Below are 20,731 nucleotides of genomic sequence, written 5' to 3'. Positions count from 1 at the left end.
GCTTCTTCTCACCGGGATGGACTAGAGTCCAGCGGAAGGCGTCCTCATGGTCAGCGAGCCTGGGACTCCTCGCTACGAACCCGCTCGTAAGCGCCGGGATCAACGCCGACGATCTTCGGGTAACGGACGCACCAGGACCGATCTGAAGCACCAACAGCCTCAGGCCGAAACGAGCTACACTCTCTCGCTACGAACAGAGAAGCGATCAGTAACGGACGTGTTCACCACAGGTAGTTGTCGTTGGTGGGCGGCAACCCTGCAGCGGCCTGGGACAGCTGATTGGAAAACAGCTCTTCCCTCGATGGCCTGCCTCGTCACCGTCCTGGCGTGGACGGTTTCACGCGGTAGCCATCGTGCCCGCGTCTGCCTGTTCTCCAGGTGGGAGTGTCTTCCGCACAAGTGCTGCGGAACACTATTGAACGACAGGAATCTCGTTCATGAGTTCCTCACGCGTACAGATCACGTCCGAGGACGGCAGCGTCCTGGACATCGAGCACGTCCCCCAGCCGCTCCCCCATCCCGGAGCCGAAGGAGCTGGGAACGCTCCGGCCGGGCCATGCGGGACAACCCGCGGATCAATCTCTCGCCCGAAGCCATCGAGGCTGCGACGGGCGTCTTCCTGGACGTACCCCGGCTCGTTCTCCTGGCCACCCACAAGAACGGTGTCGACGGCCTGGGCACCTTCTACGCCGGGGCCACCGCGCTGTACTTCCTCGAAGGTGTCGCCGATGCCGCCTCTCTCTCCAGGTGCTCGGCAACCCGAGACTCTCGCGCCTCGTCAACGCCCCCACCTCGCCCAAGCCCACCGGGGTGGTCGACGACTCCGGCCAGCAGCTCGCCCAGCTGAGGGTGAATTTCGCCAGCCCGGCAGAAGCGCGGGCGCTCGTGGAGGCCGTGGCCATGGGGACTCTGCGGCAGGAGGGGGCCGACTACAGCGACTCGATCCTCAGCAACGGCGTAATGACGCCGGTCGAGGCGGTCATCTCGGAGGTCCACTACGACGACGGGAGCCCGACGACGTACATCGCGGGCCTGTACGACGGCATTTCCAGCGCAGTGAGTACCGGCCGCGCCCGGCTGCACGATCCGGCCGCTAACGCGGCCGAGATGGTTCGACGGGTCGCGACTTCCTTCGGCGACACCTTCAACGCGTCCCGCGCGGCGCGCCGACGCTCGTACATCCGCGACGCGGAGCAGTACAACGCAGCCCTGGAGCGGGACGGCCTGAGCATGCCCACCCTGCGTCAGCTGCAAGCGCGCCGCATCCCACTGCGCCTGGTCGTCGGCGCCGTCATCTCCGAAGACGCCGCGCCTGACACTCTGCCGGCCGCGATCGCCACCGCCCAGAGCGCTCGGCACATCAGCGTGAACCCCTGGAGGGACGCGGCTCAGGACGCGATGACCGCGCGGCGCATGGTCGGCCATCTTCTGGCCCGGGGGCTGATCAGCCAGACGTTCGCCACGCTCGCTGCCGAGGACGGACTCACCGCCGACGACGTCAACGTCCTGGTCGCGGACTTCGGCCTGGAGCGGCACTCCGTGTGCGACCCGGACGGACGCCTGACGCCGCTGTGGCGGGCACTCCTGATTGTGCACACGTTGACCCGGCCGCACATCTTCGTGGAGGCGAAGAGGTTCATCCGCAGCGACCGTGGGTTCGGTCAGGTGCGTGACGAACGGTACGCCGGATTTCTCGGGGTCCTTATCGACCTCCCCTGGCGCGCCGTCAAGCCGGATACCACGGACGTCGCCCGGCGTGCCTGGCGCAACGGCGGTGCCCTGACCCCGGAGGTGTTCCAGAACTGGACGCCGGTGGTCGGCTCCCCGGAATCCGTCCGCCTGCTGGCGGACGACGGTGACCACAACGCGGTCACCACCCTGATGGTGCTGGCGGGCACCGCGCTGATGGCGGACGCCGTCCTCACCCGAGACACCGGCAGCAAGGTCGATGACGGCCGTGTCCCGTACCGGGCCACGCCCCCGGCGCTCCTCTCCCCCTGGGCCGCCACCGCCCACGGACGTCGGCAGGCACAGACCGTGCTAGAGACATTTGACCCCACCAAGGCCGGCGGCACCGGCGAGGGCCGCTCGGTCCAGGCGGACTACACGTACCTGCACGCGGACCCTCAGGGCCAGCCCATCCCGGATGGCGCTGCCCTGCAGACCCTGCGCGAGGGACACCTCTTCGAGCAGGCCGACCCCGACCGCAGTGCCAAGGAACGGCGCAAGCTCCGCGCAGCCCAGGCGGCAACGGCCGGGCGGACACAGTCCCGAGAAGACCGCAACGAGCAGCGCCGCATCGACCTGCTCGACAACCTGGGCCAAGCGGTCAGCACCGTGAAGAACCTGATCACCGAGGCCGCCGACTTCCCCAACCCGCTCAAGGAACACCCCATGGGCAGCCGGGCCGACTGGCAGGAGGTCCGGGAAAACGTACGCGCCCTGGAAGACCTGCTGATCGATGTCCGGCCTCCCGCCGAACCGCACCCCGGCCGGACCCCGGACGCGGACCGCACCCAGACCTGACAGGCCACCACCCAGCCCACTGAGAAGAGGTCCCGGGGGTCAGCACTTGCAGCGGCCCCCTGGGTGGTGCCTGCCTGCCGGACCCGAGCGGGCCAGGGCAGGCAGGCTCCGAGCCTGTAGGAGAAGCCCAGCAACGATCACCATCGACGGTCTCCGCGCCGCCATCCTGACGGCCGGACTCGTGCTCTGTTACTTCGTCCACAAACACACGGCGGACAAAATCCCCGGTTCCAAAGGAAAAGGCGACATCGTCGGCGCCATCGGTGCCGCTGCCGCTGTCGTGATGATGCTCTGGGCACTGTTCGGCGGAACGGACAACACCGCACGTGACGCAACGACCCCCACGCAGCCCTCAACCGTGACCACGGCACCGGCCAACCAGCCCACGTCGGCACCCTCCCCGTAAAGCTGGAGGCGTCATGGCACACGGGCGGCCCGGACGGACCGAATTTGGTCCGGGCCGCCTGGCCAAGGGCAGCGACCGTCTACGCGACGCCGCCTGGGGAGTAGCAAGCAGCAGGGTCACGGCGGTGTTATCGGCGTTGAAGTGCTGGGGGCGTCCGTCGGCGGCCAGAATCGCGTACCTGAAGGAGAACCGGCCGCCAGCTGGAGTCGGGATCCGCGTATTCGACGGTGAAGTACGGGGTCGGCTCGTCGTGGCGCAGGAGGTGGTCGAGGAGGTGCCGGGCGACGTGTGCGTGTTCCTCAGCAGGGCGGTGTGGGGCCATGCTTCCAGCGACGCGGGCCATGTCGGCGAGCACCTCTTCACGAGGGGCGCCGAGGTTGCCCCAGCCCGGAGGATAGCGCGATCGTGTCCACGCACGACTGAATCAAGGCGACGAAATTGTACGCCCCCCATTGCACACTCGACGGGTTTCTCGCCCGGTTCAGGTGCACCTCGAAATCGGCGACAGATGCGCAAGAGTTCGACGGCGGCGCGCGGCAGTGCTCGTCAGCGGAGAACCGGTGCTCTTCACGCGCGCCCCTCAGCCGTTCGGGCTGCAGCCGCCGACTCCCCGAGGCAAAAGAGTATGTCCAGCCCATGAAGCCGCAGCCTCTCCGGTGCTCGGGGCTCCCAGCCTGACAGGCGCAGAGCAAACGAGAAGAGCTTTTCCGACTATATGCAGCATCGCGCGCATCACCGCCGAAGACTGGCTTTGTTCGGTTTCCCGGCGAAAGGAAGCATCGTGGTAGCCAATTCGGATCGTGTGCTCTCGAACAGCACCCGAGTCTGCGAGAAACAGCCCGATACCGGTGCGCCGCACCCTTTGATCCAGGCGTCAGAGAGGGCCGCGTCCCTGCTGCGGGCGCATGACGCATGGGCTCTGCCGGTCGAGGTCCTGGGGGACGCCCTAGGCGCGACGTTCTCCGAGGGGGAGCTGATCGACGACCACCAGGCATGGCTCATCGCCCTCCGCGGCCAGATCGTTGTCGTCACTGTCCCCGGACTGTCTGAGGAAGCGAAGAAGCACCACATCCGGCGGCTCTTCTCCGAGCACATCAGTCACGGATGGGCCGCCATCACAGTGGACTCGGAAGAAGGGGTGACCTTCGCCGAGACCTTGCTGGAGGAGGTCGACCCGGAGGACGGTCCGGCAGACGAACCACCCGACGTGCGCTCGAAGCAGAGCAAGGACGTGCGCGACCTCTACGAAGGATCCGCCTACGCGCCACTGCACGGCTGGCGCAGCGACGAGGAGGTGATCGTGGCACTGCGCACGCTGATCACCGATGCACTCGCCGGCACGGCCGAGGACATGCCGGAGGATGCATATCCGCTTCCCGACGGAGTGGGTGCCACAGTCGCGATCGGCTGCGACGACCAGGGAGCGCTGCACCCCCTGGTCTGGGTCCGCACGGATATCCCCAGCGGGCTGCGAGCGGACCTGTGGGGGTACTGCGCCGCGCTGTCCGCCAGCCTCGACCGCGTGGATGCCGAGCCCGACGAGAACGGGATCTTCTACGTGGGAATGGAACGCTCGCCGGTGCCCGGCCCGGGTTTGGCGCTGCTCGCGGCGGTCACTGTGCAGCGGATGGGCCGGCGCCCTGAGGACTGCTCCTTCCCCCTCCTCGCGCCCCCCGCTCATACAGAGGAGGCACCGCCGCTGGCTGCGTGACGAGGGAGAACGCCGCCCGACGGCCGGAAAGACGGTCCGCCTGAGTCCAGGCCCGCTGGCCGCTACCCCTCCCGTCGTCTGCCAAAGCCCCCTGTACCGGTCCCAGCACCGGGTACAGGGGGTTCGACGCGGCGGAGCGGTTCGCTGGACAGGAGGTGGACGGCGCCGGACGGGGTGTATGGCACCAAAATTGCGACCATGGGGGCAGGCAGGTCACAGCGTGCCGTTCTCCAAAAGGTCGCGGATTGCGTCGTCCTTCCGACGGACAACGATTCGCCCGTCCCCGTCGCTGTACACCACGACGGCGGCCCCTGGTGACAGCCCAGCCTCTGCGAGACGTCAAGCAGGCCGGCGACCAGGCCCCGGCGGGGCACGTGTGGCACTGCTCGCTGCGCGCAGCGCCCGAGGACCGCATTTTCACCGACGCCGAATGGGAACAAATCGCGCGCCGCATCGTGCACGCGACCGGCATCGCCCCCACCGGCGATCCGGACGGCTGCCGCTGGATCGCGGTGCGCCACGCGGACGACCACATCCACATCGTCGCCACCAAGATGCGCGGCGACCTGCGACCGCCCCGCAACTGGATCGACTACCACCGCGCCATGACCGAACTCACGGCGATCGAGGAAGGCTTCGGCCTCACCCGCGTCCCCCGCGGACGCCAGGCCGCCGCCCGCACCCCGGCCGCCAAGCGCCCCACCCGCGCCGAGCAGGAGAAGGCCAAGCGCACCGGCCGCAGCAAGGACACACGTGCAGAACTCCGCCACGTCGTCCGCACGGCGCTCGCCCGCGCCGAAAACCTTCAGGAGTTCTTCAACCTGCTCGCCGACGCCGGCCTCCAGGTCGAAACCCGCACTCTGCCCTCCGGCGACCTGCAGGGCTACAAGGTCGCCTTGCCCGGCGACACTAACGACAACGGCGAGCCCGCCTCGAATACCGCGCCCTGCACGGACAGAACTGACCGGACGCACACCAACGGCGGCCCACTGGGTGGGCCGCCGTTGCGGCAGGACTGAAGCGGCTGCCAAGAAGCCACGCCCGGCTCCAGGGCCTCCCGATCCGCAGAGCCGAACAGTACGGGTGCCCCGTCTGGGAGATCAGCCCCTGCCCCCGGTGGCCGCCAGCCGATGCGCCGCCACGAAACCGGAGCTTCCCACGCCTGCCGATTCGCCTTATCACCCCGCAGACCTCACCACCGTGGCCTTGGCGACCGACTTGTGCACGTGGGCATCGACCGGGCCGGGGCTACTGGTTTCCTCGCCGCCGGAGCCTCCGCCAGAACCACCCAGGCGGCCTTTGTGCCCCAGTCCGTCAGGTGGTAACCCCACTGGCCTCGGGCCAATTCATTCACGATGACCAACCCCCGTCCACGCTCGTCAAGCGGCCCGGTCGCCGCCTCCACCGAGGCGACTTCCGCCTGGGACAAGGCAGTCGCGTAGAGGTCCATTGGAAGCAGAGGATCGCCGTCGTGGATCTCGCAGATGTATCTTCCCGCAGCAGATCGAAGGTGTACCTCGTACGGGCCGCGCGCGTGCTCGTGCGCGTTCGCCACGAGCTCCGAGACGGCCAGGACTCCGTCGCTGATGACGTCTCCTGACAGGCCCAGATCCTTGAGGACACGTCGCAGAACCGCGCGGGCTTCGCCGGTCGGGTTGATGGTGTGGTCGGTCCAGCGGTACACGAGGCCGGGACGGCGCGCTGATCATCGGGCGGCGGACCTCCTGTGGGTGACGTCGGTGGCCGTCTCCCGGAGCTGCGACGTGGTCGCGGAAGCGCGTCAGGCACGCCGCTGAGAGGCGTACGGCCGCAGGAAGCACCCCGGCTTCGGGCGCGCAACCCCGGGAGGATCGTGGCTCAGGCACCAGCCACGAGACCGGTCGCGAGTCACGCACTCAACGATGGCCGCCGGTGCCCCTGATACTCATGGGCGTTTATGAGCGCGAGGGGCCAACGAGCGACAAGGCACTCCAGCGAGACCGCCGACCCGCCGTCGGCCTGCGCTTCCGCCCGTCTGGTCACTGGGAGTATGGGCGGGTGAGTGCTGACGTGTTGGGACGCTGGGTGCCGGATCGCCCCGAGGATGTGGCCATGGTCTTCGCCAAGGCGGACTTCCCGTGGTGGATCGCCGGTGGCTACGCGATCGAACTCGCGGTCGGCCGCGAGCTGCGCGCACACGGCGATCTCGACGTCCTCGTTCTCCGGCGTGACCAGGCCCTCGTACATGAACTGCTGGCCGACTGGGACCTGCACGTGGCGGATCCGCCCGGCCAGGGGGAGTTGCGGCCGTGGCGTCCTGGAGAGGTCCTTCGGCCGCCGCTCCACGACATCTGGTGCCGCCGCACATCCAAGGCGCCCTGGTCCGTGCAGCTCATGCTGGACGAGGCCGAGGGCACCCAGTGGGTCTCGCGGCGCACCCCAAAGATCCGGCTCCCGATCGACCAGCTCGGGCGAACGAGCGAGGCGGGCATCCCGTATCTCGCGCCCGAAGTACAGCTCTTCTACAAGGCAAAGGCGACCCGGGACAAGGACGAGACCGACTTCGAAGCGGTACTGCCGCTGCTCGACGCTCCGGCACGCGCCTGGCTGGCGGACGCGATCAAGGTGATCGCGCCCAACCACCCCTGGCTTCGCCGGCTCCTTCCGGTCAGCCGAACGTGAGCAGCGGAACGTCGTAGAGGTCGGGGTTCCGGGGCCGGGTCATGGTGGGCGACGTGACCTCCACGATCAGCAGCTCGCTGAGGAACTGGACCTTAGCGCTGAGGAGATGGCTAGTCCTGCCGTCGGCCGACTGGGCCTTCAGGCCGGCGGAGACGTGGATGTGCGGAAGTATCCCGCCGGTGGCCGGGTCGTGGGCGAGCGTGCCCGCGCCGAAAGCCTCGACATTGGTGACGTACGTCTTCGCCCAGACCGGTGCGTCCGGGTCAGCGAGCTTCTCGCAGGCACCCACGATCTCGGCCTCCGCGAAGGCCCCGATGAAAGAGGGGATGTAGCCCTGCCGTACGCCGTTGTCCCGGCAGAAGGTGGACAGCGCCTCGAAGAAGTCCTCCCCGTGGTCGAAGGTAACGCCGAATGTACGCCCAACGGTCAGCTCGTGAGCACGCATGCGCGGGTATCTCCTGACGACGTGGGATCAGCTGGTGGAGGCGGTGGTGAAGGTCTCGCGGACCGTCGCCCCGTCGGCGCCCTGGGCAAGCAGAGCGTGCAGGAGGAGCCGCGCCTGGTACGGGCTGAGGTCTCCGGCGCCGATGAGTCCTCGCCCGAGGAGGTCCTTCTCGGAGCCGGGGAAGCCGTAGGTGTAGGACAGGACGGGTCCGTTGCCGATGCGGGAGGCAAGAACCACGGGGATGCGGGACGCGAGCTTGGTGAGCCCTTCGACGAGGCGCTCCGGGACGTGGCCGACGCCGAAGGCCGCGACCACGAGTCCGTCGCAGTTGCCGTTCCACAGGTCGAGCAGGGTGCCGTCGTCGCCGAGGGTGACGGTGTAGAGCCCGACGCGCGCCTCACGGTAGGGGGCACCGACCAGCGGTCCACGGGACGGCAGACCCCCCACCCTCTGCACCCGGTTCTCCGCGATCCGCGCGATCGGGCCGCACGCCGGTGAGGTGAAGGCGGCGGGGCTGGTGGTGTGGGACTTGCGGACGGTCCGTGCCGAGTGGATCTCGTCGCCGAGTACGACGAGGCAGCCAGCGCCCCGCAGGCCGGGGTCGGCGGCGGCCAGGACAGCGGCGTGGATGTTGGCCGGGCCGTCGGCGCCAGGAAGGGTGGGGTTGCGCATCGCGCCGGTGACGACGACCGGCTGCTCGTGGCCGTGGTAGAGGTCGAGCAGGAAGGCCGTCTCCTCGATGGTGTCGGTGCCCTGGGTGATGACGACGCCGTCGACGTCACCGGCCTCCAGCTCCGCCGTGATCGCGGCCGACAGCGCGGTGAGGTCATCGAAGGTCAGGGAGGCGCCGGGCAGACGCCGGAAGTCCCGCACCTTGAGGCCGATGCCGCTCGTGGCCAGAGCGGGTACTGCGGCGAGGAGTTCGTGGGCCGAGAGCGCGGGTACGACACCTCCGGTGGTGGGATCCGTGGTCATGGCGATCGTGCCGCCGAGGGAGAAGACCGCCACGCTTTTGACCGACTCCGTCATATCCCCTGCTCCCCTGTCCGGATGCCGCCGAGCGCGGCCTCACGAGTGGTTCACGCAGGCTATCGGGTCGGCGCCGTCCGGGTACGCGGGATGATCACTAGCTGCTCGGCCACGAACCGACAGGCAGCCTCCAGCCCTTCGAGGCCGAGCAGCCGGCTGCGCGGCCGGGCGAGCCGCTCCGTGCCGACGGCCGACAACTGGGCGCACCGGCGACCGAGCCAGGGGGCGTCGAGGCCGAGATACTCCGCCGTCGCTGAGAGGCGCTGTCCGGCCTGCTCGGCCGCTGTGGCCGAGTGGTGGCTGACGTGGCCGGTCACATCGGCGAAAGTCCGCAGGGCTCCCGGCCGCGCGGTGACCGCGAGGTGGGACGCTCCCTCGGTCCGTACCCAAGAGGCGATGACAGCCCGGCGCCCGGGAGAGAGGGCGAAACCGTCGGTGTGTGAAAAGCCTCCGTCGTCGGTCACCCAGGTGCGGATGCCGAAGGACTCCATGAGCGCGATGGCGAGGAACAGCAGAACGCGCTCGTACGCCGGCGAGGAGGCGATCGCCGTATCGGGGACGCAGAATCCCCGGCCGCTGGTGCCGCCCGGACGTCGGGGGGCCATTCGTTCGAGGTAGCGGTACTTGTGCCGGAAGAACAGCCATGTGGCGGCCTCCTCACCACGCTGTTCCCTGGTCCAGAGGACGGGTGCGTCGCCCAGGTGGTCACGGTTGCCCAGGATGTACCGGGCTGCGGTCTCCGAGCCGATGAGCATCCGGGAGACTTCGGTCAGTCCCTGGTCGGCGGCGATTGGCGCGCCTGGGAAAACGGTGAGCGACGCCAGCGAGGTGTGCAGGGGCTGGTCGTCGCCGAGCAGTGCCGCCTCGAATCCCGACACGGCCCACAGGATGCCGTAGGTCAGGTCGTCCAGTTCGTACGCGGCGGGGATGTCGACCGGTTCGGAGGCCGTGGCGCGTACGCCGCTCGGTCGGGCGTCGATGACAAACTGCCGTACCGCCCCGTCCACCGTGCGGTTCGCGACGACGAGCGCGCGCATCGGCATGGTGCGCCAGGCATCCAGATCCGGGCGGGAGTCGAGTCTCAAGTTGTCCCCGAGGAAGGAGGCCGCGGGAAGCGTCAGCACGGGAAGCGCCGTCGTCGAGACGGACTGGCCGGCGGGTAAGAGAAACTGGCCCGGCCCTTCCGGCAACGCCGCGTACCCACGGGCTCCGGTGTCCGCCGTTCCCGGGCGGCCCGTGGATTCCGGGATGTGCGGATCAGCCGTGGGCAGAAGCCCGAGCAGTTCCTCCGGAACTCCTAGCGCGTCGGTCCACTGGACGAACTGCCGTCGGTCGCGGATCTGTTTGAGACCGCGTTCCAGTCTGCTGACCTCGGCCTGGTCGATGCTGACCATCCGCGCCACGCCGGCCTGGGAGAGGCCCGTGTGCTTCCTGAACAGCTTGACGACGGTGCCGAGTTCCCATGCGGCCACGGCTCGCCGGACCGTCGGATCACGCCAGAAGGCCGGGTCGGCCCGTCGGGCGGCCGACCCGTCTTGGCACGAGGCACATCGAGTACCGGCGTTGAAGCGACTGAGAAGGGCACCGCAGCGCGGGCACCGCCGCTGTCCGCTGTCGACCATGGTCGGCATTCTCCCTCGCTCTGCGACCACCGGGACACGTTCCGCTGGCAGGGCTCATAAACACTCATAGGCGTGGGCCTTCGTGGCGGCCATCGTGGTGGAGCACCACCGACCGGAGCCGCGTGCCGCGACTCCCCGGACGTGAGGATCCGACCTGTGACCTCCTTGACCCTGCCGCCCCGGCCTCCCGGTTCGCCGCCGCTGGCCCATGCCTGGCAGACGCTGGCGGACGGGCTGCTGACCCAGCGGCTCCATCTCCATCTCGACGAATGGCGGGCTGCCGTCGCCGAGGAGAAGGCGCTGCCGGACGTGCCGGGCGCCGATGTCTCCGTGCTGGCCCAGCGCCCGTCTCCGCTACTGACAGGCGACGAGTCCGCGATGGCGCTGCTGGAGGACGCCGGGCTCGGCTCCTGGTGGGAGCTGCCCCAGCGGCACGGAGCGGAGTCGCGGAGCCAGCACGGGGCACTTCACCGCGCTGCCGACACCGCTGCCCAGAACCTCCTTGGGAAGCGGTCCGGGGCGGCCTGGTCCAACGCCGTGACCGCCGTCAGCGCCGCCGCCGCGTGGTGGGTGGGCTTCTTCGCGGTCATCCGCCACCGCGGGGTGCACCACATCACGCTGGAGCCGCACCCCGGCCCGCTCCACGAGCAGGCCCTGGGCACCGCGGTGAGCGTGGTGGCCAACGGCATGGCCACGCGGGTACTGGAGGCGGCGCTACGCGACTCCGACGACTACCCGGCCCTGCGCGCCGCGTACTGCCGCGCCATCGAGGCCGGCGTCTGCGTCGAGCCCGAGCTGCCCCGACTGATCGACGAGTTGGCGGAGCTACGGCTGGTGGACCTGGTGTCCACCACGGCCCGCTGGCGGGGTCGCTTCACCAAGTACGCCGGCGGCACGGGGGCGGGGCAGGTCGAATGAACCACCGCTATCCGTTCATCGTCATCGAGGGGCTCGACGGCACCGGCAAGACGACGCTGCGCAAGGGCCTGTTTCGGCTCTGGGAGGGGCTCTACGGCGTCACCCCGCTGTGCGTGCTCACCACCAACTTCCTCGCCGCCGACCAGGCCGCTGCCATCGTCACCGGCAAGTACCAGCCGAACGCCAGGAACCGTGACGCCCACCTGTCCGCGATCGCGGCGGACAAGCGGGCCACACTGGATCGCCTCGTGCTCCCCCAGCGACCGGCCCGGCCCGTGATCGCGGATCGCTGGCTTCTCAGCGAGCTGGCCTTCTTCGCCGTGAAGCACGGCATGAGGGCGTCGGAGACGTACGAGACGCTGGCCGCGCACCTCACCGTTGCCCCCGATCTCACGCTCGTCCTGGACCTGGAGACCGACGCCTCGATGAGCCGGGCGCAGGCCCGCCAGGGTGACGCCGTCCGGGCCGACTGGGACGTGCACGACGTCCAGAGCCGGGTGCGCCAGACCTACGAGGCCGTGGTCTCGAAGCCCGACGAGTTCCCGCTCTTCGGCGATGTGGTCCGCCTGGACGCCCGCCGACCCCGGTCCGAGGTGCTGCTCGCAGCCTGGGACGTACTGCGCGAACGGCAGCTGGTGCCGTCGCTCGCCGCCCACGCGGAAGGAGGAGAGACCTATGGCTGACGGCACGAAGGCGACGCGTCTGCGTGAGGCCCTCGCCGACAGCGAGCGTAAGCACCCGCTCCTGGCGATCGGTGCGGTGAACGCGCTCGCCGCGCACGTCGCGGTGGAGGCGGGCTTCGACGCCCTGTGGGTGAGCGGCTTGGAGGTGTCCGCGGCCTCCGGGCTGCCGGACGCCAACGTCCTGGGCCCCCGGGACCTGTCCGACGTGGTCGCCTCGCTAGGCCGCGTCACCGAACTACCCATCATCGTGGACATTGACAACGCGGGCGGCTCGGGGCGCACGGCAGAGCGGTTCGCGTACGACCTGATGCGCGCCGGAGCCGCTGCGGTGTGTGTCGAGGACAGCGCGTACCCGAAGTGCAACAGCTTCGCTGCCCACCGGGCGCAGACCCTCGCCGACCGGGACCTTCTGTGCGAGCAGGTGGGGCGTATACGGAAGGTCGCCGGTAACGGCCTCGTGGTCGTGGCCCGCACCGAGGCCCTGATCGCTGGGGAGGAGGACATGGCCACGGCGATCGCCCGCGCCGAGGCATACGCCGAGGCCGGAGCGGATGCGCTACTCATCCACTCTAAGGACACGACCGGTGATCAGGCGCGGACCATCGGACGTGCGTGGAGCCACGACGTGCCGCTGGTCAGCGTGCCCACGGCGTTCCCCGACCTGAGCGCCGCCGAACTCGGCGAGGCCGGCTTCCGCCTCTGCATCTACGCGAACCAGCTCAGCCGTGCCGCCCTCGCGGGTATGCGCACCGCCGCTCGTCAGTTCCAGCGCGGAGGAAGCTTCCGCTCCACCGTCGCGGGCTCTCTGGCGGAGGTCGGCGACCTGATGCGCGTCGGCGAACCGGAGGCGCTGTCGTGCCTCTGACGCCCGAGCTGCCTCGGATCAGTGTGTCCGTGAAGGCGGCGATCGTGCGCGACGGCACCGTCCTGCTGCTGTCGTATGACGACGAAGCCGGGTTCCACTACAACCTCCCGGGTGGCAAGGCCCAGGTCGGCGAAGACCTGCGTCAGGCCGTGAACCGCAAGGTCGCACAGGAGACCGGCCTCCAGGTCGTGGCCCGGCGTCTGCTGTGCGTCGTCGAGTACGTCCCCGAGTCGTGGCAGGGCGAGTTCGGAGACGTACAGAAGGTTCAGTTCAACTTCCTCGCCAAGCAGGTGGACGACGCCGAGCCGCGCATGCCGGAACCTCCGGACCCCATCCAGGTGGGCTTCGAGTGGGTTCCGCTGGAACGTCTGAATGACGTGTACCTGCTGCCCCGGATCAACCGCCCGCTGTCGGCGGCGTTGAGCGGGGATCTCGCCGACCCCTTCGTGGACAGGTGGTGACCTTCATGGATCCGACGTTGAAGGATCTGCGGGAGTGGCTGCTGCGGGAGCACTCAGGGACGGTCTGTGCCGACCGGCTCAGCGTGATCGCCGGCGAGCTCGCCGACCTGAGCGCCCGCAGTCTGCCGGGGGCCGTGGTCGAACTCGGCTGTTACAGGGGCGCGATGGCCCTCTGGATCCGTAGCGTGCTCGACTCGCTGGGCGACCGCGATCGCGAGATCCACGTCTACGACTCCTTCCAGGGCATGCCCGCGCCCGGCGCCCAGGACTCGGACCATCTGGCCGCGGGCGAGCTCCGGTCGTCCCCGGACGACGTGCGCGCCACGCATGCGGCCTGGGGCAGGCCGACGCCGGTCATCCATCCGGGGTGGTTCGACGAGACCCTTCCCAAGGAGCTGCCCGACGAGATCGCGTTCGCCTACCTGGACGGCGACTTCTACGACTCGACCCTCACGGGACTCACGCACTGCGTCACCCGCCTGGTACCGACGGGTGTGTTGCTCGTCGACGACTACGCGGACACGGCGGTCAATCCGCGGGCCTGGGACGGGCTCCCGGGGGTGAAGCGCGCCTGCGACGCGTATTTCGGCGCGCCGTCGCCCATGACCGTCGTCGTCGGCGAGGGTGATCTCGCCTTCGGCCGGTACGAGAAGCCGGAGTTCCTCGGATGAGTGCTGTCCTGGTGCTACGCGGTGCGGCGGACGCGAGCGCGATCCGCCGCGCCCTGCCCGATGTACTCGTACACGAGTTGCCCGACCTGGACTCGCCTCCGCCCACCGACACGGCCGTGCTCGTCCTGCGTTCCGGCGTCCGTCTCGGCGAGGAGGAGCTCGACGCGCTCCCTCGTCTGCGGCACGTCGTACGGACCGGCTCCGGCATCGACCACATCGACGTGAGCGCCCTCCGGAAGCGTGGCATCACTCTGCACCGCAACGCCGAGGCCGGCGCGGGCGCTGTGGGCGAGTGGGTCCTTGCCGCTGCCCTCGCACTGGCCCGGCGGATCCCCTTGGGGCAGCACGCGCTGCTGCTCGGCCAGCACGAGAAGCAGGCGTGCATGGGTGCGTCACTCGCGAGCCTGGCCGCAGGGATCTGGGGCGCGGGCCCGGTGGGGCTGGCCGTCGACTGGGCCCTCGCTCCCTTCCTGGGCCGCACGGCCTTCGCCGCGTGGCCGTCGAACCCTCCTGGTCTGCGTGAGCTGTCGCAGACAGCGCTCATGGAGCAGTCGCAGGTACACGTGATCGCTCTGCCGCTGCGCCCCACGACCGAAAATCTCATCGGCGAGGACTTCCTCTCACGCGTCGCTCCGCAGCGGCCTCTGCTGATCTGCGCCGGGCGGCTGGGGACCCTCGACATCGCCGCCTGCCTGCGGGCACTGGCGGACGGGAGGCTCTCGGGTCTCGCCCTCGACCCGGTCGAGCGGGAGCACCTGCCGCTCCTCGCCGACTCCACAACGCCGCTCAACCTCCTGGTCTCACCCCACATCGGCGCACAGCGCTCCGACGTGCGGGGCGTGCTCGACCGATGGGCCGTCGATCTCCTCAAGGAGATCACCGCCGACGACAAGGTTCTGATCGAAGGAGGGCACCGGTGAACCCATCGGCACGACGAGGCCGGGAGATCGCCGACAAAGTCGCCCAGGCGCTGCTCGCATCCGGTGAAGCCCGCGAGGTCTGGCTGGAGGGAGCCCTCGCCTGCGGCTTCGCCCACGCGGCGAGCGACATCGACCTGCGTGGCATCGTGTACGGCCCCCTTCCGGCGTGGGAGTCACGCATCGTGGACGGCGTCCGTGTCGATCTCCAGGCGACGGCGCCTCAACGAGCCGAGGAACTCCGTCACCTGCTCCGCTCCTTCGACGTCCGCCGCGACGATCTCGGATCGTTCCGCCGGGTACGCGCCTCGATGCACGACCTCATGTGTCTGCGCACCGCTCTCTCGTACGGCTCCGGACGCTGGGATACGGTGCTCGATCCCGGGGAGCGCCAGGGATACCGACGCTGGGCGGTCGCCGACCAGGCCGAGGTCGCGGCGAGCCTCGCCGAGGACCTGACCGGCCTCGTCGAGGACGGCCTGGCCGAATCGGCCAGCGTCGTGTGCCGGAAGCTGGAGACCTGTCTCGCCGCGCTCGGCTGCGCGGCCGCCGGCCATCCTGTCCTGGGCGACAAGTGGCTGCCGCTGCTTGCCAGCGCTCCGTTCCATCCGCCGATCGACCCGGCCCGCACGGAAACGTGGGAGTGGTTCCGTCCGGTTCAGCGACGCGTGACCAAAGCGCTCCTGGACTGCTGGCCCGTCGACGAGCCGCTGCAGAAGCCTCCCAACCTGGGTGCCCCTGACGCCGGCTGGCTGCCCCAGCGGTACGCCGACGGATGGTTCCTTCGCCGCGGCGACGTCCACATCCCCATCACCGGCGGACAGCTTCTCGGGTGGCTGTCCACGGTCTCCACCCATGGCGCGTAGACCGCGCCTCTCCTCCTCGGGAGGTCTCTGATGCCCGTCACCCGCACCGCCCCCACGGACCTGGAGAGTCTCTACGCCCCAATGTCGAGCACCGGGCCGGACACGGCCGTCTCCGTCATCCTCAAGCTCCGCGGGGAGACCTGCGACATCGACTGCCTGTACTGCTTCGAGAAGCGCAAGGAGTCACCGGGCGGCGCCCGCATCAGCGCGGCCCAGGTCCACCGCCTCGGTTCGATCTTCTCCGGGCGCCCGCTCAGCGTCGAACTCCACGGCGGGGAACCCCTGACCGCAGGCCGGGAACGGGTCGCGGAGATCCTGGACGCGCTCGCCGCACAGCCGAACGTCATCCGCGTGAGCCTCCAGACCAACGGCCTCCAGCTCGACGACGCCTGGCTGGACCTGTTCGAGCGGCACTACCCGGAGCTGGAGATCGGCATCTCCCTCGACGGGGACGCGCTGGGGAACTCGTGGCGAGTGGGCTACGACGGCCGCCCCACCTACCCGCGAGTGGTCGAAGCCCTGAAGCTCCTCAGCCGTCGGGAACGTCGCGTCGGCGTCATCTGCGCCGTCACCCCGTACGTCCTCGGCCGGGCCTCCGAGGTCATGGAGCACCTCGCCTCCTTTCCCGCCGTGACGACGGTCAGCCTGGTGCCGTGCTTCGACGCGGCGGTCACCCGGTCGACCACGGTGGTCGGATCCCGTGCGCCGACCAGTCGGGCACTCCAGCGACGGGCCATTGGCCCCACCGGCCCGGCCTGGGCCGTCACTCCTCGTCAGTACGCCGACTTCGTGTTGGAGGCCGCCCACCACTGGGTCGCCGACGGGGTGTTCCGCCACGTCAAGCTGGAGCCCGTCGTCTCCGTCATCCGCCGTCTGAAGGGTCTGGGGACCCGTTCCTGTCACTTCTCCGACTTGAAGTGCGACCACGTACTCACCCTCTATCCCGATGACCGCCTGGGAAGCTGTGACGAGCTGCCCTGGCCGCAGGCCGGCCTCGCCTCCCTCAGCGACTTCCACACCGAGGCGGACGTGGCCAGCGCCCAAGGCGGCTCTCCCTTGCTTCAGCAGGCACGCTCCCTGGTCACGAAGTGCACGACCTGCGACTACCGCGGCACCTGCGGCGGAGGCTGCCCGGCGGTCCGCCTCCGTTTCGCCGCCGCGGGCGACGAAGACGCGTACTGCGACCACCGCATGCGCCTGATCGACGGCGTCGCCGCCCTCCTCGCCCAGCCAGACCTCCCGCCCGGTGCCTCATGTTCCCGCTTGCGGTGGCGTCCCGTCCGCCCCAACAACATGCACCACGTCTCCGCCTTCCTGGCCCGCTGGGACGACCCCACAGTTCCCCGCCCGCCCGCGCGTCTCCAGGTCAGCGCCAACGGGAACATCAACACGGTCGGCCTCCCTGGCGTGCACGAGGCAGACGATCTCGACCCCCACCATCCCCAGTGGTACGAGGGCATCGAGCCCGGCATCCGCCCGGTCGTCGACTCGCTCACCTCAGGCTGGAACGCCGTCACCTACGACAGCTGCCAGGGCCACGTCTACTCCGACCTCCCCGGAGCCGAGCCCCGGTTCCTCTCGGTCGGCATCCTGCCGCGCGACCGCGCCGAGTACGCGCGTACAGCTGCACGCCTGTGCCGTGCCGCCAGCCAAGCCGAGTCCTCCCTGCCGGGCGCGTGTTCGCTGGTCCTCGGTCGCAGCGAACTCGCCTGCCGCACCACCGGCCGGGTGTATCCGACGCTCGACCTCTATCTCGTGCCCGCTGCCGGCACCACGTCGGCCGAGTACTTCGAGGACCTCGCCCAGGCGGTGCACGTACTCACGGTGGCCTTGGCCGAAGCCGCCTCCGCCCCGCCGTCCACTCCCTGCGCGTGCGGAGGCGACCAGTGATCCACATCGCCGAGACTCTGTCCACCCGCACTGTGGAGGGCTTCCTCAAGCCGGACGAGATCGAGAAACTCAACCTCGTCATGGACGACACGCTCGGCTCCCTCGGGCGCAACCGGTACGGCACAGCCCGCCGTACCACCATCCATGAGATCCCCGGTCACTCAGCCGCCGAGGCGCAGGACGTCTACGAGCCGGCCGGCCGGATCGAGATGACCGACATCCCGTCCGAGGCGACCACCCTCCTCAACCAGGCCCTGAAGCTGCACATGGCTGTCATCACGCGCACCCTGCCGTCGGTCACCGGCCACCGGCCGTGGATCTACCTCGAATACGGCCCCGGTCAGTACATCACCCCGCATGCCGATGGCATCGCTCCCGATCCCCTCACCCGTCCCCGCCAGATCGCCGCCGCGACGGTCACGCTCACAGACATCCACGACACCGGCGGCGCGTTCTACGTGGAGACCACAGGCAGCGACGCCCTCTGGACCGTCGACGAGGCGCCGATCGGATCGGGTTACGCCCAGGGAATGTGCTTCGCACACGACGGGACGGACATGTCCTCCCCCTGGTTCCGCACCATGCCCCGCACCCGATGGAGCGTCGCGCCCGCTCCCGGCACGCTCGTGGTCTTCGGCAGTCAGCTCGTCCACGGCACCGAACCTGTCCGCGCCGGCCGTGTTCGCAAGTTCCTCACGCTCTTCGTCTCCGAGTAGGAGGCTTCCCCGCCGTGACCGGCCCCCGCGGCCCGCCCTGCAGCCCCCCTCCCCCCAACCCACCGCCCTAACCAGAGGAGAGAGCGAGCAGTGGCAGAAGACAATACGTTCGACGAGTTCCTGGAGGCAGTCGCGTCCCTGCGCGACAGCGACCCCGTGCGCACCACCGCGCACACCTCCAACGCGGCCACCGAGACCTGGCTGGCCACCACGGTGCAGCACGACGCCGCTGAGCCCACCGCCGAGTCCTGACCCGCCACGGGGCCGGGCCCGTCCCGGTCCGGCCCCGTTCCACCCCCGGAGCCCCAGATGAGCGCTCTCTCCCCGGAAGCCCTGGTCGCCCTCGGTGGCATCGCCGACCACCAGCACCTACGGACCAGCCGTATCACCTCCGTACTCGGCAACCGCCTCGGCTCGTCCGCCCTCGACTACGCCGTGGCCCACCACCTGCTCGAAGGCGCCGAACACGCGGCGCGCGCCCGGGACGCGGACCGCCTCGCCTGGTACCGGGGTACGACGGTGCGAGACCTGACCCACCTGTCGGCCGGCCCGCACATCGTGCTCAACCCGCGCACCGCGGACCTGCTCCGCTCGGAGATCTCCGAAACCGCGTACTACCTCGTCGGCCCCGACACGAGCCCCGCCCCACCCGAGGCCCTTGGCCTCGTTCGTGCCGCCATCGCCTCCGCGACCGAGCACGGCTTCGGGACCCTGCTCACCCAGCACGCCCCCGTCATCTGCCTGCTCAACCGTCGCCGACTCGACGAGACCCTCCACAGCTGGGCCCTCACCCGCCTTCCGGGCACCGTCTTCACCGACTACACCGCCCACCCCGAGGTCCTGGCCCGCGACCTGATCCACGAGGCCGCCCACAACTGGCTCAACGACGCCCTCGCAGCACACGACGTGCGCCTCCCCACGGACGTCACCTTCTTCTCGCCCTGGCGAGGCACCGACCGTCCCGTATTCGGATTCCTCCATGCGTGCTGGGCGTTCGCCCTCACCGTGCTCTACGCACGAGAGGCTCGGCGCAGCGCCACGTTCACCGTCGTCCCCTTTCTCGACGCCCACCTCCGCCAACAAGCGGTTCAGTTCGCTGCCGCCACCGAGCATCTGGAACAGGCCCTCTCGTACGTGACCGCAAACGAGATCTGTGAACGGATCGGTCGCGCGGTCGGCAAGGTCGTGGGTCCAGCGGGATCAGAAGTATCACCATTCTGCTTGTAGGCCGTTCGGCAGGAGGCGAGCCCCCTCGGTTCGTCCGCGACTACCTGCCACTCCGATCGTGAGCAAGTACCAGGCAGAGGACCCTGGACGTCACCCGCCGCTGGTGTCCTCCCCCTGATCCTGCTGGACCTAGCGGATCATGGACTACTCGCTGCGCTGCCAGGAAGGGCGCTGCTGGTGGCCCTTCACTTCGGCGATCCGGAGGGCTGCCGTCACGAGGAACTGGCGGCAGAACTCAAACTCCTCTTGATCGGCAAACCGGCCGTGTTCCTCATCGCGCCGCGCGATGACTGCATCCTGGTCCTCGTCGTTAGGCCAGACGTCCGGCAGTAGCTCGCGGAAGCGCAGGTACTGGGGGAAGTCGAGGCCCACCGACATGATGCGCATTGCTCCTTGGATCTCCACGACGGCTCCACTGACATCGCCGAGGCGAGCGCCGAGGCGAGCGGCCTGGTTGTTGCCCATCTTTCGGAAGGCACTCTCCAGGCTCCCAGCGAAGAATGCGTCTTGGCGCAGTGTCCTGCCGAATCCCCGCATGGCGCGGCTGTTGCCGATCAGCAACGCGAACGCCCGCGCCACCAGGACCATGGCCAGGGCCCGTGATCCATCGGCAGCGTGCAGGCTCGCCTGCTTCGCCTTGGCGCGCACGTCGTCCTGCGGGATCACGTCCGCCATGTCGATGGAGTCGAAGGACACCTGGCTGAAGACCCGTGGCACGTTCTCATCGAAGAATGCCGTGACGTCCGCCCGGGCTTGGTCAAGCGCATCGGGTGTCGGCATGTTCCCTGCATGCTTCAGTCCGTTGCGGTGGTCGTTGAGGCGCCGCATGCCGGCCGACTGGCTGAGGAGAACCCCATTGGGCGTCTTTTTCAACCGGTCCCAGTAGTCGAGGAAGTTGGTCTTCCTGTCCAACTGCGCTCCGAGGTGGTCCCCCGCGAGCACAAGGAACAGTTCTACCGAATCGTGGAACGTGAGTAGCGCGGTCACGTTCAGGGGCGCAGGCAGTCGGGACTGCTGCATGGCCTGGTCGTACACCAGCCGCACGAAAGCCAGCCGCTTAGGGAGTGTCTGTAGTTGTGATCAAAATCGGGTATCGGGTCCTGGCTGGGGTGCTGAT

General features: G+C 69.3%; 20 protein-coding genes. 15 read left to right on the top strand and 5 right to left on the bottom strand.

The window, feature by feature from the left end; genetic code table 11:
- Window positions 1-747: 747 nt before the first annotated feature.
- The 3 genes from KWI83_RS36835 (at window position 748) to KWI83_RS36825 (ending at window position 5,662) form a co-directional block, all read left to right on the top strand.
- On the top strand, window positions 748-2,526 hold the full coding sequence (locus KWI83_RS36835; RefSeq protein WP_218518727.1) for a hypothetical protein: 1,779 nt from the start codon (window positions 748-750) through the stop codon (window positions 2,524-2,526).
- A gap of 1,187 nt (window positions 2,527-3,713) precedes the next feature.
- Entirely contained in the window at window positions 3,714-4,643 is a 930-nt protein-coding gene (locus KWI83_RS36830) for a hypothetical protein (protein ID WP_218518726.1), read from the top strand.
- Window positions 4,644-4,957: 314 nt separating this feature from the next.
- The gene (locus KWI83_RS36825; RefSeq protein ID WP_374106459.1) at window positions 4,958-5,662 is read left to right on the top strand and encodes a relaxase/mobilization nuclease domain-containing protein; all 705 of its coding nucleotides are present in this window, start codon (window positions 4,958-4,960) and stop codon (window positions 5,660-5,662) included.
- Window positions 5,663-5,835: 173 nt separating this feature from the next.
- On the opposite strand, the gene KWI83_RS40535 is transcribed toward KWI83_RS36825, so the two are convergent.
- A complete protein-coding gene (locus KWI83_RS40535) occupies window positions 5,836-6,327 on the bottom strand; it encodes an ATP-binding protein (protein ID WP_218518725.1) in 492 nt (163 codons plus the stop codon).
- Window positions 6,328-6,734: 407 nt separating this feature from the next.
- Between KWI83_RS40535 and KWI83_RS36815 the strand changes: the two genes are divergently transcribed.
- On the top strand, window positions 6,735-7,304 hold the full coding sequence (locus KWI83_RS36815; protein WP_218518728.1) for a nucleotidyltransferase domain-containing protein: 570 nt from the start codon (window positions 6,735-6,737) through the stop codon (window positions 7,302-7,304).
- Here KWI83_RS36815 and KWI83_RS36810 read toward each other — a convergent pair.
- From KWI83_RS36810 to KWI83_RS36800, 3 genes are read right to left on the bottom strand one after another with little or no spacing between them, the layout of a single operon-like run.
- Complete coding sequence (locus tag KWI83_RS36810) at window positions 7,291-7,749, bottom strand: PPC domain-containing DNA-binding protein (RefSeq protein WP_009311896.1); 459 nt, start codon at window positions 7,747-7,749, stop codon at window positions 7,291-7,293. The genes KWI83_RS36815 and KWI83_RS36810 overlap by 14 nt on opposite strands.
- Window positions 7,750-7,776: 27 nt before the next feature.
- The gene (locus tag KWI83_RS36805) at window positions 7,777-8,778 is read right to left on the bottom strand and encodes an asparaginase (protein ID WP_218518724.1); all 1,002 of its coding nucleotides are present in this window, start codon (window positions 8,776-8,778) and stop codon (window positions 7,777-7,779) included.
- 59 nt (window positions 8,779-8,837) lie between these two features.
- A complete protein-coding gene (locus KWI83_RS36800; RefSeq protein WP_218518723.1) occupies window positions 8,838-10,250 on the bottom strand; it encodes a helix-turn-helix transcriptional regulator in 1,413 nt (470 codons plus the stop codon).
- 306 nt (window positions 10,251-10,556) lie between these two features.
- Here KWI83_RS36800 and KWI83_RS36795 point away from each other — a divergent pair, with 306 nt between their 5' ends.
- From KWI83_RS36795 to KWI83_RS36745, 11 genes are all read left to right on the top strand, one after another.
- A complete protein-coding gene (locus tag KWI83_RS36795) occupies window positions 10,557-11,318 on the top strand; it encodes a hypothetical protein (RefSeq protein ID WP_218518722.1) in 762 nt (253 codons plus the stop codon).
- The gene (locus KWI83_RS36790) at window positions 11,315-12,001 is read left to right on the top strand and encodes a dTMP kinase (protein ID WP_218518721.1); all 687 of its coding nucleotides are present in this window, start codon (window positions 11,315-11,317) and stop codon (window positions 11,999-12,001) included. The genes KWI83_RS36795 and KWI83_RS36790 overlap by 4 nt, the downstream gene beginning before the upstream one ends.
- Window positions 11,994-12,866 (top strand): isocitrate lyase/phosphoenolpyruvate mutase family protein, encoded by an 873-nt coding sequence (locus KWI83_RS36785; RefSeq protein WP_218518720.1) that lies wholly within the window; start codon window positions 11,994-11,996, stop codon window positions 12,864-12,866. Before KWI83_RS36790 ends, KWI83_RS36785 begins: the two co-directional genes overlap by 8 nt.
- Window positions 12,857-13,327, top strand: a complete 471-nt coding sequence (locus KWI83_RS36780; protein WP_218518719.1) for an NUDIX domain-containing protein — start codon at window positions 12,857-12,859, stop codon at window positions 13,325-13,327. The genes KWI83_RS36785 and KWI83_RS36780 overlap by 10 nt, the downstream gene beginning before the upstream one ends.
- Window positions 13,328-13,332: 5 nt before the next feature.
- Entirely contained in the window at window positions 13,333-13,998 is a 666-nt protein-coding gene (locus KWI83_RS36775) for a TylF/MycF/NovP-related O-methyltransferase (protein ID WP_218518718.1), read from the top strand.
- Window positions 13,995-14,918, top strand: a complete 924-nt coding sequence (locus KWI83_RS36770) for a D-isomer specific 2-hydroxyacid dehydrogenase family protein (protein WP_218518717.1) — start codon at window positions 13,995-13,997, stop codon at window positions 14,916-14,918. The genes KWI83_RS36775 and KWI83_RS36770 overlap by 4 nt, the downstream gene beginning before the upstream one ends.
- Window positions 14,915-15,781 carry a hypothetical protein gene (locus KWI83_RS36765; protein WP_218518716.1) on the top strand — a complete coding sequence of 289 codons (867 nt, stop codon included), beginning with the start codon at window positions 14,915-14,917 and terminating at the stop codon, window positions 15,779-15,781. The genes KWI83_RS36770 and KWI83_RS36765 overlap by 4 nt, the downstream gene beginning before the upstream one ends.
- Before the next feature lie 30 nt (window positions 15,782-15,811).
- Entirely contained in the window at window positions 15,812-17,671 is a 1,860-nt protein-coding gene (locus tag KWI83_RS36760; RefSeq protein WP_218518715.1) for a radical SAM/SPASM domain-containing protein, read from the top strand.
- The gene (locus KWI83_RS36755; protein ID WP_218518714.1) at window positions 17,668-18,387 is read left to right on the top strand and encodes a 2OG-Fe(II) oxygenase; all 720 of its coding nucleotides are present in this window, start codon (window positions 17,668-17,670) and stop codon (window positions 18,385-18,387) included. The genes KWI83_RS36760 and KWI83_RS36755 overlap by 4 nt, the downstream gene beginning before the upstream one ends.
- A gap of 90 nt (window positions 18,388-18,477) precedes the next feature.
- Window positions 18,478-18,639 carry a hypothetical protein gene (locus KWI83_RS36750; protein WP_218518713.1) on the top strand — a complete coding sequence of 54 codons (162 nt, stop codon included), beginning with the start codon at window positions 18,478-18,480 and terminating at the stop codon, window positions 18,637-18,639.
- Window positions 18,640-18,696: 57 nt separating this feature from the next.
- Window positions 18,697-19,614: an HEXXH motif-containing putative peptide modification protein gene (locus tag KWI83_RS36745; protein WP_218518712.1), complete on the top strand. Its 918-nt coding sequence runs from the start codon at window positions 18,697-18,699 to the stop codon at window positions 19,612-19,614.
- A gap of 144 nt (window positions 19,615-19,758) precedes the next feature.
- Here the strand turns inward: KWI83_RS36745 and KWI83_RS36740 are convergent, their stop codons facing one another.
- Complete coding sequence (locus KWI83_RS36740) at window positions 19,759-20,649, bottom strand: hypothetical protein (protein ID WP_218518711.1); 891 nt, start codon at window positions 20,647-20,649, stop codon at window positions 19,759-19,761.
- Window positions 20,650-20,731: the final 82 nt, after the last annotated feature.

The sequence above is a fragment of the Streptomyces sp. TRM70350 genome, from assembly GCF_019219825.1.
Lineage (GTDB): Bacteria > Actinomycetota > Actinomycetes > Streptomycetales > Streptomycetaceae > Streptomyces.
Note: the sequence above shows the minus strand (reverse complement) of the source record. Positions and strands in the feature narration are given on the sequence as shown.

What these genes read in the sequence shown, in the direction of transcription:
- KWI83_RS36745 (WP_218518712.1), top strand. Translation starts at nt 18,697, where the DNA reads ATGAGCGCTCTCTCCCCGGAAGCCCTGGTCGCCCTCGGTGGCATCGCC.
- KWI83_RS36790 (WP_218518721.1), top strand. Translation starts at nt 11,315, where the DNA reads ATGAACCACCGCTATCCGTTCATCGTCATCGAGGGGCTCGACGGCACC.
- KWI83_RS36815 (WP_218518728.1), top strand. Translation starts at nt 6,735, where the DNA reads ATGGTCTTCGCCAAGGCGGACTTCCCGTGGTGGATCGCCGGTGGCTAC.
- KWI83_RS36785 (WP_218518720.1), top strand. Translation starts at nt 11,994, where the DNA reads ATGGCTGACGGCACGAAGGCGACGCGTCTGCGTGAGGCCCTCGCCGAC.
- KWI83_RS36810 (WP_009311896.1), bottom strand. Translation starts at nt 7,749, where the DNA reads ATGCGTGCTCACGAGCTGACCGTTGGGCGTACATTCGGCGTTACCTTC.
- KWI83_RS36760 (WP_218518715.1), top strand. Translation starts at nt 15,812, where the DNA reads ATGCCCGTCACCCGCACCGCCCCCACGGACCTGGAGAGTCTCTACGCC.
- KWI83_RS36805 (WP_218518724.1), bottom strand. Translation starts at nt 8,778, where the DNA reads ATGACGGAGTCGGTCAAAAGCGTGGCGGTCTTCTCCCTCGGCGGCACG.
- KWI83_RS36770 (WP_218518717.1), top strand. Translation starts at nt 13,995, where the DNA reads ATGAGTGCTGTCCTGGTGCTACGCGGTGCGGCGGACGCGAGCGCGATC.
- KWI83_RS36775 (WP_218518718.1), top strand. Translation starts at nt 13,333, where the DNA reads ATGGATCCGACGTTGAAGGATCTGCGGGAGTGGCTGCTGCGGGAGCAC.